Annotated in this window: 12 protein-coding genes; 3 read left to right on the top strand and 9 right to left on the bottom strand. The window is 49.0% G+C overall.

Going from position 1 to position 12,915, the window contains the following annotated elements; genetic code table 11:
- The first annotated feature begins 247 nt into the window (after nt 1-247).
- Nucleotides 248-1,303, top strand: coding sequence for a PTS transporter subunit IIC (locus LQE92_RS00060; RefSeq protein WP_231060983.1), 1,056 nt, complete (start codon nt 248-250; stop codon nt 1,301-1,303).
- A 56-nt stretch (nt 1,304-1,359) separates the two neighbouring features.
- Here LQE92_RS00060 and LQE92_RS00055 read toward each other — a convergent pair whose 3' ends face one another.
- From LQE92_RS00055 to cls, 3 genes are read right to left on the bottom strand one after another with little or no spacing between them, the layout of a single operon-like run.
- Entirely contained in the window at nt 1,360-3,879 is a 2,520-nt protein-coding gene (locus LQE92_RS00055) for a glycoside hydrolase family 2 protein (RefSeq protein WP_331001201.1), read from the bottom strand.
- A gap of 47 nt (nt 3,880-3,926) precedes the next feature.
- Nucleotides 3,927-4,901 carry a Gfo/Idh/MocA family protein gene (locus LQE92_RS00050; protein ID WP_231060982.1) on the bottom strand — a complete coding sequence of 325 codons (975 nt, stop codon included), beginning with the start codon at nt 4,899-4,901 and terminating at the stop codon, nt 3,927-3,929.
- A 48-nt stretch (nt 4,902-4,949) separates the two neighbouring features.
- Entirely contained in the window at nt 4,950-6,479 is a 1,530-nt protein-coding gene (gene cls / locus LQE92_RS00045) for a cardiolipin synthase (RefSeq protein ID WP_231060981.1), read from the bottom strand.
- 86 nt (nt 6,480-6,565) lie between these two features.
- Between cls and LQE92_RS00040 the strand changes: the two genes are divergently transcribed.
- On the top strand, nt 6,566-7,492 hold the full coding sequence (locus LQE92_RS00040; protein ID WP_231060980.1) for a PfkB family carbohydrate kinase: 927 nt from the start codon (nt 6,566-6,568) through the stop codon (nt 7,490-7,492).
- Here LQE92_RS00040 and deoD read toward each other — a convergent pair.
- The 3 genes from deoD to LQE92_RS00025 all read right to left on the bottom strand — a co-directional run bounded on the left by deoD (nt 7,482) and on the right by LQE92_RS00025 (nt 9,402).
- Nucleotides 7,482-8,195 (bottom strand): purine-nucleoside phosphorylase, encoded by a 714-nt coding sequence (gene deoD / locus LQE92_RS00035; RefSeq protein WP_231060979.1) that lies wholly within the window; start codon nt 8,193-8,195, stop codon nt 7,482-7,484. The two genes, LQE92_RS00040 and deoD, sit on opposite strands and share 11 nt — an antisense overlap.
- A 72-nt stretch (nt 8,196-8,267) precedes the next feature.
- A complete protein-coding gene (locus LQE92_RS00030; RefSeq protein WP_231060978.1) occupies nt 8,268-8,843 on the bottom strand; it encodes a TetR/AcrR family transcriptional regulator in 576 nt (191 codons plus the stop codon).
- A 100-nt stretch (nt 8,844-8,943) separates the two neighbouring features.
- Nucleotides 8,944-9,402: an Lrp/AsnC family transcriptional regulator gene (locus tag LQE92_RS00025; RefSeq protein WP_231060977.1), complete on the bottom strand. Its 459-nt coding sequence runs from the start codon at nt 9,400-9,402 to the stop codon at nt 8,944-8,946.
- Between the two features lie 153 nt (nt 9,403-9,555).
- Here LQE92_RS00025 and LQE92_RS00020 point away from each other — a divergent pair, with 153 nt between their 5' ends.
- Entirely contained in the window at nt 9,556-10,908 is a 1,353-nt protein-coding gene (locus tag LQE92_RS00020) for an MATE family efflux transporter (RefSeq protein WP_231060976.1), read from the top strand.
- Nucleotides 10,909-10,983: 75 nt separating this feature from the next.
- Here the strand turns inward: LQE92_RS00020 and LQE92_RS00015 are convergent, their stop codons facing one another.
- From LQE92_RS00015 to LQE92_RS00005, 3 genes are all read right to left on the bottom strand, one after another.
- On the bottom strand, nt 10,984-11,835 hold the full coding sequence (locus LQE92_RS00015; protein ID WP_231060975.1) for a bifunctional 5,10-methylenetetrahydrofolate dehydrogenase/5,10-methenyltetrahydrofolate cyclohydrolase: 852 nt from the start codon (nt 11,833-11,835) through the stop codon (nt 10,984-10,986).
- A gap of 46 nt (nt 11,836-11,881) precedes the next feature.
- Nucleotides 11,882-12,511, bottom strand: a complete 630-nt coding sequence (locus tag LQE92_RS00010) for a cyclodeaminase/cyclohydrolase family protein (RefSeq protein ID WP_231060974.1) — start codon at nt 12,509-12,511, stop codon at nt 11,882-11,884.
- Nucleotides 12,512-12,612: 101 nt separating this feature from the next.
- Nucleotides 12,613-12,915, bottom strand: a 303-nt coding sequence (locus LQE92_RS00005; protein WP_231060973.1) for a formate--tetrahydrofolate ligase, incomplete at its 5' end; no start/stop codon positions are given.

Genomic DNA, 12,915 nt, shown 5'->3' with positions numbered 1-12,915 from the left:
CAGAGTTTCCTTACTAATATTTCCAAAAAACGGAAACATGAAACCCAGCATCCATGTACGCCAATTGTATCATATACGGGACTTTACCGCAATTTCTTTTCCATGAATTCTCATAAAAATCTCTTGCTTCTTTTCTTGTTCTGTGGTATGCTGGGTTGCGGCATCTGACAAGACAGTTGTATTTATTATTTTTACATAAGTATTGTCTGGGAGAGTAAAGCAAAGTATGAGAAAGGCGGTAACACTTATGAAAAAATGGCTGAACCGGCTGTTCATCGACGGCCTCAGCGGCATGGCCACTGGCCTCTTTTCCACATTGATCGTCGGAACCATCATCCAGCAGATCGGAAATCTGATTGGCGGACCTGTGGGGAACTTTCTGTTCTTCTTCGGCAAAATGGCCGCGGCTCTGACAGGCGCAGGCATAGGCTGCGGCGTAGCATGCAAATTTAAGGAAAGTCCCCTGGTAGTCCTTTCCGCGGCCACCAGCGGTATGGTCGGCGCTTTTGCCAGCCAGATCATCGCAGGAAAGGTGCTTGTTGACGGAAGCATCATCCTGACCGGCCCCGGCGAACCTCTCGGCGCGTTTATTGCCGCATATGTGGGAATCGAAATCGGGCATTTGATCGCGGGCAAAACGAAGCTGGACATTGTCCTGACTCCGATCGTCTGTATCACCGCCGGCTCCGCTGTCGGCCTTGTCCTCAGCCCTCCCATCTCCGCTTTTATGACTTCTTTAGGCGCGCTGATCAATTGGGGAACTGAACAGCAGCCTTTCCTCATGGGAATCATTGTATCCGTCCTGATGGGGATGATCCTCACCCTGCCCATAAGCTCCGCGGCCCTTGGCGTCTCTCTGAGCCTGGCCGGCCTGTCCGCGGGAGCGGCTACGGTCGGATGCTGCGCCAACATGATCGGTTTTGCGGTAGCCAGCTATAAAGAAAACAAAATGGGCGGTCTGCTGGCGCAGGGTATCGGAACCAGTATGCTTCAGGTTCCCAATATCGTCAGAAAACCGGTCATCTGGCTGCCAGCTATTATCACCAGCGCCATATTAGGGCCTCTGTCCACCATGGTCTTTCATATGACCAACAATCCCGTCGGCTCCGGAATGGGGACCGCCGGCCTGGTGGGACAGATCATGACTTTCCAGACTATGGCCGCGGCAGAAGGCGCAGGTATCGTGCTTCTGAAGATTGCTCTGCTCCATTTCCTGCTTCCTGGTGTCCTTGCCTGTCTGATATCCTGGTTCATGAGAAAAAAGAACTGGATTAAGGACGGGGATATGAAGCTGGACGTTTGATTACATTTCATACGGCAAAACCGGCTCGTGCATATAGCACGGGCCGGTTTTCTGGCTTACGGATGTCTGTTCACACCCACGGCAGCCGCATAAGCCAGGAATCGTTCACTCCTATTCTCCATATCCTCTGTACTGACTCCGAAATACCGGTAAATGTCTGCTGCCATTTCATTCGCTTCATCCCATCTGCCTTCCGTGGAAAAAGAGACTGACATACGCTGGCGCACCGCCTCTGTCTCCACATTCATTTCCCCACATACCTTCCCGTCTTTCCTTAAAAGGATCCGATACCTCTCGTATCTCATGGGAAGCAGATCGGAAGAAATCTGCTCTGCCTCCTGGTTCCGCTTCTCTATCCGGCCGATATACGCCTCCAGCTCTGCTTTCTCCGGATGCCTTCCAATAGGCGCCGGCATCGGAGTTTTTACGAGATCCGGACGTTCGTCAAGCACCAGGTTTCCCCACATACATCGCCTGGCCATCTCATAGGAACGGGAATTCGGATCCTGCTTCTCCGCCCCATATTTCTCGATCAGATATTTCTCCAGTTCTTCAACGGTGTGAGTGCCGGGCACCGTACTGCGGCAAAGAGACTTCAGACGCCTTTCCCATCTCTCCCGGTCTTTTTTATGTCTGCTCTTTCCTGCCAGAAAAACAGCAGTCGGTCCGTCACTGCCTCCAATAATAGACACTGCCGCGCGATTTTTTTTATTAAACGGCGTCTTTTTTCCCCTCGTACTCACCGAAATACCTTTTGGTTCTCCCTGTCGGATAAGCCGCTCATTCAAAACCTTCATCCAGTTTTTATCTACCTTGGCAATGCTCCTGTCGTATGTCATCAACCCATTTATTTCATCTTCAATATCTGAAAGCTGGGTATATACCGTGGCGGATATCCCTTTTCTCACAGAAGGAATCACGGTTTTTTCCATGAGACGCTCCAAACCCTTCTTAAGTGTCTCCTCCGATTCAAACCGCTTATAACCGTATGCCTTTCCGCCGAGACGATACCCATCTATCTGCAGGGAATAGCCACCGAACTCAGTAAGAGCTGCTGCCCGCCCCTCCTTCCGAAATATAAAAGGCAGAAAATAAGAATGGATGCTTTTGATGTCTCCTCCTCCCTGGTCATACCAGCCGCTGGCCTGATCTATGATGCGGGTTCCGTCAAGGCTCCGAATCTCTTCTGTGATCCCTTCTGCATCAAACTGCCCCCATCCTTCATTGAACGGAACCCAGCAGACAATACACGGATGATTGTAAAGGACCTTCACCGTCTCCCTGACCTCTTTGCAAAACTCTGCGCGGCCTTCCTTCTCCCTTCGGGACAGAAGCCTCTGCCAGCGGTCTTTCACAGAAATATGGAGATAGTTAAAAACAGTCGCCAGATAGGTGACAAACCACTGTCTGTATGAACTCCCTCCGTTGACCATATCCTGCCAGACCAACATTCCCAGCCTGTCACAGTGATAATACCACCTCTCCTGTTCTATCTTCACATGTTTTCTCATCATCCGGAATCCCATGTCTTTTGCCAGCTCAATATCATAGATAAGCGCCTGGTCACAGGGAGCCGTATAAAGGCCGTCAGGCCAATATCCCTGGTCCAGAACACCTGTCTGAAAATAAGGACGGCCATTCAGAAAAATCCTGGAGATTCCATTTTCATCTTTTTTGACCTCACATTTTCGCATGGCAAAATAACTGAGTACAGAATCCTGTTTCGTTTTTATGAGCACTCCATAAAGAAAGGGATGCTCCGGTGACCAGCTCTCAAAATCCTCGAGGTCAATCGTCCACTCCCGGTTCCCAGAAGCCTTGATCCTAACCTTTTCTTCTTCCCATTCTCCCTCAGGCAAAGCTCCGTGTTCCGAAAATTCCGTTACAAGTAGATCGGAAAACGGCTTTAAGACCATTATCTGTACCGGGACCGTTTTCCTGGTCCCCACCTTGATCTTAACCTGTCCTTCCTCATAGTCTGTGCGTATCCTGACATAGCGGACAGGATCCTCTGGCACGGATTCCAGCCAGACCGGCTGCCAGATACCGCTTTGGGCCGTATAAAACATACCGCCGCAGTCGAGCTTCTGCTTCCCTCTGCTGTGCCATGAGGTATCACTTACATCTTTCACCTTAAGCAGTAACTCGTTTTCCGCCTCCCTGCTGCAAAAATCCGTGATGTCCAATGTGAACGGCAGATATCCGCCCACATGGCTTCCTGCTTCTTTCCCATTGATGTATATCGTACAGGACTGGTCCACCGCTCCAAAATGCAGAAGCAGCCGGCCGGCATCATACTTTCGCAGTATATCTCCAACCGAAAAAAACCTCCGGTACCAGAGCAGCTCTTCCGGCATAAGCTGCCGGTTCACACCGGACAGAGGCGCTTCCGGAGAAAAAGGGACAAGAATCTGTCCTTCAAATGCTTCCGGCATATTTTCATCTTCTGTAAATTTATATTCCCACAGGCCGTTCAGACTCATCCAGCCGTTTCGCACCAGAGAAGGTCTGGGATATTCCCCCCAGACATGATCGGGGGTAACGGAATCACTCCACCTCGTCTTCCATCCATCCATTCAATTTCCGCCTCTCTTGTCTCCTGATTCTGCCTGTCCCTGTTTCTTTATTCACAGGGATATGCAACTCCCCACGAAGCTCTGAGCTGATCCATCCATTCCATGATGCGTATGGTCTCAGAATGAGGCATCTGAGGGCATTCGACCGCAGCGTTTTTAAGCGCTTCCTGGCAGGCCAGCACTTCGTATTCATATCCGTTTATCTGACCCGGCGCCTTATATTCCGCTTTCAGCTTCCGGTCCAGGTCATATACACGGATGTATTCACAGTTGTTGATATTCTGAACCTTTATGTATCCCTTATCTCCGTTTATGGTCCCTTCTCTGTCACTCTGGACTGACATTCCGCTGTAAAGATAAGCCATCCTGCCGTCTTCATAAGTCAGAGTAATGCTGTTCTGTTCGTCCACGCCGGCGTCTGTCAGCACGGCTGTTGAAGTCATTGCCTTTACGTCGTCTCCAAAGACCATGGAGGCGAAATTCAGTGTATAGACACCCACGTCAAGAAGCGCTCCTCCAGCCAAGGCCGGATCCTTTAACCGCGGAACATGGTGGATGACATAGCACAAATTGGCACTGAGAGAACGTACCTCCCCGATGGCGCCGGCTGCGATGATCTCGTCGATCATCTTCCGGCTGGGCATATAGCGGGTCCATATGGCCTCTGCCGCCAGGATTCCTTTTTCTTCTGAAAGAGCACAGATTTTTCTGGCCTGTGCAGCATTTACAGTAAATGCTTTTTCACACAGGACGGCTTTCCCATGATTCAGGCACAGCTTCATATGCTCATAATGGTGGGAATGAGGTGTCGCCACATAAATCAGGTCCACCTCTCCGTCATTTACCAGCTCTTCATATGAACCATACGCTTTTTTAAAACCGTATTTATCTGCAAATGCCTTTGCCCGCGCATGAGCCCTGGACGCCACGGCATATGCCTCTATCTGCTTTCCACGAAGACCGCAGACAGCTTCCGCCATTTGATTGGCGATATTTCCCGCTCCCAAAATTCCCACCTTCATATATAGCCTCCTTCCGCACCATATGATGCATGAATCCTTCTATTATTTTTAAAACAAAGGGGCCAGTATCCGCAGTACCGAATCCAGCAGACCTCCAAAAATTCCGGTCCGGCATTCCCTGAGGGAAACAGGACGGCTCTTTCCTATGGTCTGGACAGCGTCCATCTTAAGATCCATCACCGCTTCCGTCCGGTACATAAATGTTCCGCATTCAAAGTGCAGATACAGACTCCTGTAGTCCATATTGATGGTCCCTACAACTGCAAATTCATCGTCGCACACATAGCTCTTCGCATGGATAAAGCCCGGCGTATATTCGTATATCTTCACGCCGGCCCGCAGGAGCGGCGCATAATTGGAACGAGTGAGCCGAAAGACCAGAGGTTTATCCGGTATCCCCGGAGTCACGATCCGCACATCAACTCCCCGTTTGGCGGCCAGAGAAAGAGCTGTCTTCATCTCATTATCCACGATCAGATAGGGCGTGAAGATATAGCAGTAATGTCTCGCCTGGTTAAGTATCTCGATATAGACATTTTCCGCAACGGTCTCATTATCCAGAGGAGAATCTCCGAAGGGCTGCACATATCCGCTTCCTGTAAAGGCTTTTGGATGATGGACATGAGTCTTATACTGCTCCAGACTCCTGTCCTCCTTTCGGTATGCATTCCACATTTCCAGGAACATCAGAGTGAAATTCCAGACTGCCTCTCCCACAAGCCGTACTCCCGTATCCTTCCAATGGCCGAACCGCTGCTTTAAGTTGATATACTCGTCTGACAGGTTTATTCCTCCGGTAAACGCCGTATGGCCGTCTATCACCATGATCTTTCTGTGGTCCCTGTGGTTCATGACCATGGAAAGAAACGGTACGAATGGGTTGAATGCCATACACTTTATCCCTTTTTTCTCCAGAATCTTCGCATAGCTGCCAGGCAGCAGCGCCACACAGCCCATATCGTCATAGATAAGACGGACATCCACACCCTGTGATACCTTACGCTCCAGAATCTCCAGAATCTTGTTCCACATGACGCCTTCTTCTATGATAAAGTATTCCATGAAGATATAATATTCCGCCTTTTCCAAAGCCTCCAGCATGTCCTTGAACATCAGCTCACCCACTGGATAATATTTGGAGTCCGTGTCCTTATATATGGTATAATCGCTGGTATTTTTAAGATATGTGCTGACGCCTGAGGCCCGTTCATCCAGCGCCCGTATTTCATCAATGGCCATATCATCGCCCTGGAATTCCTTTTCAAGGCGTCTGTGCTCCAGTTCCAGACGCTTGCGCATCTTTTTAGACGGATTTTTATTTCCGAAGCAAAGATACAGAAGACCGCCAAACAAGGGTAGACACAAGATCAGGATGATCCAGGCGATTTTATACGCCGAGTTTTCATCTTTACCGATAATATAAAGCACGATCAGAACGCTGAGGACAGAAAATGCAATATTGATCCAGACAGAATAATTGCCCAGCTTTAAAAGAAGAATCGCCATCCATACCACCTGAATGATCAAAAGAAGTCCCGTGATCAGAATTCTGTTGGTTATCAGCTTTTTGTATTTCATAATCACCTCTTTGCCCCCGACCATATCATTTCTTTTTCCGGCATTTTGTGGTACTATAATGGCAGTCAAGAAAGGGAGGCTTTACAATGCCAAATTGTCTAGTGATCGGCTCTGCCGCAGCCGATGTCATCATACGGATTCCACATCTTCCCTCCACCGGAGAAGATATTCATATCATAAGTCAGGAAATGTCCTTGGGCGGGTGTGCCTGGAATGTCTTTCATACGATTCGGCTGTTCCAGGTCCCGGCAGTCTTATTTTCCCCCATAGGGACAGGAGTCTACGGAGACTTCATACGCGGTGAGCTTGCCGCACGAAATGTCTCTGTTCCCATCCCGGCACCTGACGAAAAAAACGGATGCTGTTATTGCTTCGTAGAAGACAGCGGAGAGCGGACCTTTCTTTCCTGCCATGGCGCCGAATACCGGTTCCGGGAGGAATGGTTCCAGCTCCTCCCAAAAAACTGCCGAGACTATACCTATGTGTGCGGCCTTGAAATAGAAGAATCCACAGGGGAAGCTATCCTCCGCTATCTGGAAGCCACTCCTGGCCTTCGGATATTTTTCGCTCCGGGGCCCCGGATATGCCAGATTGGACCGGACAAGATGAAGCGTCTTTTTGCGCTGCGCCCCGTTCTTCACCTGAATGAGACAGAGGCGCTGTCCTATACCGGAGAAACAGCAGTGGAACAGGCTGCTCAGGCGCTTCACACCCTCACCGAAAACATCGTGATCATCACACTGGGAGAAAACGGCGCTTACTACGATGACGGAGTTTCCTGTGGATACATCCCCCCGGTACAGACAGATTCCGTTACAGACACCATAGGCGCTGGAGACGCGCATATCGGAGCCGTCATGGCCTGTCTGGCATCGGGACTTTCCCTGAAAGAATCCATCCGGACTGCCAACCGGGTTTCTGCGGCAGTCGTCGGGACAAGGGGAGCTTGTCTCTCCAAAGAGACATTTGACGCGCTCTCCATCCCGATCCCGCAAAGCTCTCCTATTCCGTAAAGAAAACGGCCGTCTCCAATGCCACCTGCATCATATTGGTGAATCCGACCTGGCGTTCCTCCGCCGGAAGGGATTCTCCTGTCACAATGGAATCGGATACCGTAAAGATCCCCAGCCCCCGAACCCCGGCCCGGTTCGCATTGCAGTAAAGCGCATAGCTTTCCATCTCGATGGACAAAAGCCCCATCTTCGCCCATTCCTTCCATTCGGGTGTTTCCGTGTAGAAAAGATCAGAAGAAAGAATATTTCCTTCCACATGAGAAAATCCGTGTTCGGATGCCGACTGCACGGCTCTTGCAAGCAGCTCATAGGAGGCCGTTGCGGAATAAGTCCCCGGCAGTTTATACTGGTGGGCATAATTGCCGTCGGTACTGGCCCCCATGGCCATCACGATATCTCCCACCTGCACATGCTCCTGAATGCTTCCGCAGGATCCCACCCGGATCAGATTCTTCACACCATAAAAATGGATCAGTTCATAAGAATATATCCCTATGGACGGACAGCCCATGCCCGTTCCCATGACCGATACTCGTTTTCCCTGATAGTTTCCCGTATACCCCAGCATATTCCGCACGGAGTTGAATTCCTTTACATCCTCCAGAAAATTCTCCGCAATAAATTTCGCTCTCAGCGGATCGCCCGGCAGCAGAATGCTTTCCGCTATTTCGCCTGTGGCCGCCTGGTTGTGAGGAGTCGCCATTTTCCATACCTCCTGTATTTTGTTTTTATCAGTTTATCATATTTAATGGAAGATTACCAGGAACCATATCGATTATTTCCCTCTCAGAATATCCAGAAGCCAGTCCGGATCCGGAACCGGTGAAGTCTCGCTGACCGCCAGCTGTTCCATGATCCCCTGGACACTGCACCAAAAAGCCAGTGATAAAGCCACAGCGTCTCCTTTCCGAATGCTTCCCTGCATCTGTCCCAGCCGTATCAGCTCAGCCGAAAATTCTATGGTGTTTTCATTTCTGGCCAGCCTGCGTATTCTCTCAGGGGCGCCGTCTCCTCTCTGTGCCTGTGCCGTCAGAACAAATAATTTTGCCGCCTGAGGTTTTTCCTTTACAAGAGAAAGAAGTTTAATTATATAATTTTGGAAAAACGCCAGAGGCGAGGAAAAGTCCATTTCAAACGGTACGTTTTTTCCATCCATTCCCATTTTGATCAGCTCTTCATAAAGATTTTCTTTGGAATTAAAATAATGAAACAAAAGCCCCGAACTCATTCCTGCAGCCTTTGCAATATCCTCAATCTTAGTGGTGGAATACCCTTTAGACAAAAATTGATCTACAGCCGCCCAAATGATCGTTTCTTTCCTTCTTTCCTTCTGCTCGGACCTCAGACCCATTGATTTTCCTCGTTTTTTCGTTGAATTAATTTTCAATGAATTTTTATTTAATGTAATAAAAACACATATTTCCCATCTTGTCAATCAGAAATGCAGACCTCTAAAGCCGAAGGCCTTTGATATCCTTGATCCGGGACAAAATCGTATCGCAGCTGATATTCAGAATTCCGGGGAGCGTATCCATTTCCTGCCGTATGAGGCGCTCCATCTCCTCCTGCCCTGCTGCGACTGCATGTACATGAAGCTTGCTCCTGCCGGTCACTCGATAAATCTGTGTGATGGATTCATTTCCGTTCAGACGGTCTATGACGTCCTGAAGACAGGCAGGTTCTGTTTCAATTTCAAAATAGCAGGATACGGCTCCGCTTATCTTCTGCGGATTGATGACAGTCGTATATTCTTCTATGATTCCTTTGTCCTCCAGGGCACTTATCCTGGCCTTCACCGCCACACGGGAAATACCTGTCTTCTCTCCGATATCAGAATAAGAAAGTCTCGCGTTTTCTATCAGAAGCGTTAAGATTTTCTGGTCCAGATCGTCTAACCCACTCAAAAACATATTGCCACCTCGTTTTTCTATATTTTGTTATATTTTACTAAATTCTCACCTCTTTCGCAACAAAAAGAAATAATAATATTGACATAAATTAAAATATATCCTAGAATCAATACGAAACGAAATATATAAATTTCTATTTGTATTGGAGGAGTCATGAAGAGGGACCTTACACACGGTAATATCACATCAACCATGCTGCGCTTTGCGCTCCCTATGATACTGGGAAATCTTCTGCAGCAGCTTTATAATATTGCGGACACTCTTATTGTAGGACAGTTCCTGGGTTCCAATGCCCTGGCGGCCGTAGGCTCTTCCTATACGCTCATGACCTTCCTTACTTCTATCCTGATGGGGCTTTGCATGGGCAGCGGCGTCGTCTTTTCTACCCGTTATGGAGAAAGAGATATGGATCGTCTGAAGTCCAGCCTTTTCGTATCTTTTATATTGATAGCCGTCTGTACTCTTTTTCTCAATATCGCCGTTTTTATTTGGATAGATCCGATCATGCGGCTGCTCCAGATTCCTCCTGAAATCTATCCTCTCATGAGAAGCTATCTATGGATTATCTTTATCGGGATCAGCGCGACATTCCTTTATAATTTTTATGCCTCCCTCCTTCGTTCCATCGGCAATTCCATGGTACCGCTTTTGTTTCTCGGCATTTCCGCAGGACTTAATATCATTTTAGACCTGGTATTTGTCCTCTCCTTCCATTGGGGGGTCGCAGGTGCCGCCATTGCAACAGTCCTGTCTCAGTTTGTCTCCGGCATAGGTATTCTTCTGTATACTCTGATCCGCGTTCCGGAATTCCGGATACAAAAAAAGAACAGAATATTTAAAAAAGAATATTTAACAGAAATTGCACAGTTTTCCTTCTTGACTTGTCTGCAGCAGTCCATTATGAATTTCGGCATCCTCATGGTGCAGGGTCTGATCAACAGCTTTGGTCCCGTTGTAATGGCTGCCTTTGCGGCTGCTGTTAAAATTGATTCTTTTGCATACATGCCGGTACAGGATTTCGGAAACGCCTTTTCCACGTTTATCGCACAAAACTACGGAGCTCATGAAACAAAACGGATTCAAAAAGGAATCCGAAGCGCCATGCTGGTATCTCTTCTATTCTGCCTGGCGATCACGGCTGCTGTCTGCATATTTGCCCGGCCGCTCATGTTGATTTTCGTCCAGCCACATGAGACTGAGATTCTCGCCATTGGAGTACAGTATCTGAGAATAGAAGGAGCCTTTTACTGCGGCATCGGCTGCCTGTTCTTGCTCTACGGCCTTTACCGGGCTGTCCAGAAGCCGGGCATGTCCGTCATCCTCACTGTCGTATCCCTGGGCACCCGTGTTGCGCTGGCCTATGCTCTCTCTGCCGTTCCTTCCATCGGAGTGATCGGAATCTGGGTGTCTGTGCCTGCCGGATGGCTCCTGGCAGACGCAATCGGCCTGCTTTATTACCGGATACATAGAAAAACACTGCTTAAAGTAAACATTCCACAGAGATGATTTTACAAAGTATATCAAAATACCAGCCCCCGGGTCACCTATGGTCTGCCGTTGGGGCTGGTATTTTTGATTTCTTTATTTCACTGTTCTCATGGCTGCTTCAACCACATGTCCGACCAACACGGAAGTAGTAACTGCTCCTACTCCTCCGGGTACGGGGGTTATCGCGTCCACTATGGGTTCCACTGTGTCATATTTCACGTCGCCGCAGAGCTTTCCTTCGTCATTCACGTTGATTCCCACATCGATCACTACCTGTCCGGGAGCCACATAAGACTCATTCACAACTCCGGCACGTCCTGCCGCTACAATCACGATATCCGCTTCTCTTGTCACAGAAGGCATATCCTTCGTCCTCGTATGGCATATGGTAACGGTAGCATTCTTTTTGATCAGCATCATGGCAGCCGGCTTGCCGACCACAAGGCTTCTGCCTACCACAACGGCTTTTTTACCGGTGCAGTCAATTCCATAGTGATCCAGGATTTCCATACACGCCTGAGGAGTGCAGGGAGGAAAACCCTGTTTTGTTCCGGCGAATACTCCCACCATGGAGCCGTCTGTAATCCCGTCCACATCCTTTTCCGGCTTCAGCGCCTTAATCACGGCGGCTTCATCCAAATGCTTGGGGAGCGGTCTGAAAATCAATACCCCATGAATGTTCTCATCCTCATTTACCTTATCAATGGTAGCCATCAGTTCTTCCTGCGTCACGTCCACCGGAAGCAGGAACTTTTCTACTGCCACCCCGAGAGTATCGCACCGTTTCGTCGCACCTCTCTCATAAGAAAGATCATCCGGTCTTTCTCCTACACGAACGATTCCCAGCGTGGGATTGATTCCTTTTGCTTTTAATCCTTCCACATTCGCTTTGATCTTTTCATTCAAAGCGGCGGCAACCTCTTTTCCGAGCAACTGCTTTGCCATCGCAAAATCCTCCTGTTGTAATCAATTTGTTCAAGCCCTCAGGCTGTTATTTCAATCTTCCCAATACACTTTCAAATACTTCGTCCGCCAGCTTCGTATACTTTGCGAGCATCGCGTCCGCTTTCTGATTCAGTTCTTCCGCATATTCTCTGTTCTTCATGGACTTCGTATTTATATATACGTTCAGGCTTGCACCCTGGAGCGCCGCTTTGCAGAATACTGCCCCTACGCCTGCGTCACTGATAGCCAGAGCAGAGCCCTTCGCAGCAAATTCGACGATCAGATCGAGGGCATCACAGCATTTCTCCATGATCTCCATGGGAACGGAGCAGGCGTCCTTCAGAACAATCTCCATTACGCGGGCTTTTTCCGCTTTTTCCTCTTCTGTTTCTCTGGGCATTCCATATGCTTTCGCCAAAGGTTCGAATACTTCCGCATCTCTTTCAATCAGGTTAAGAAGCTCTTTTTGAAGAGTATCTGCTTTGGATTTCAGTGACCACATTTCCTCTTCCACATCCGCATATTTCTTCTTTCCCACGGTCAGAGAACCCACCATATTTCCGAGAGCCGTACCTACCGCCCCCACCAGAGCGCTGGCGCCTCCGCCGCCCGGTACAGGAGCCTTCGAAGCAAGCACTTCTACAAATTCATTACACTGTACAGTTGAAAATCCCATTTCCCTACCTCCGATTTTCTGTCAGAAATCTTCCAAAAAGGGGACAGCCTGGAGGACTGTCCCCAAATAAATAAACAAAAAGCTATTACAGATTTTTCATCTTAGAACAGGCCTGTGATCTTGCCGCTCTCATCCACATCGATCTTCTCCGCGGCCGGTACCTTCGGCAGTCCCGGCATCGTCATGATCTCTCCTGTCAATGCCACGATGAACCCCGCTCCTGCCGATATCTTCAGGTTCCTTACCGTCACCTCGAAGTCCTTCGGCGCTCCCAGCAGCTTCTGATCGTCGGAAAAGCTGTACTGCGTCTTCGCCATACAGATCGGGCAGTCTCCATAGCCCAACTCCTCCAGCTGCTTCGCCTGCTTCTTCGCTGCCGCCGTCAGCACCACTCCCTTGCCATG

Source organism: Lientehia hominis (assembly GCF_021044755.1).
GTDB classification, from domain to species: Bacteria; Bacillota; Clostridia; order Lachnospirales; family Lachnospiraceae; genus Lientehia; species Lientehia hominis.
Note: the sequence above shows the minus strand (reverse complement) of the source record. Positions and strands in the feature narration are given on the sequence as shown.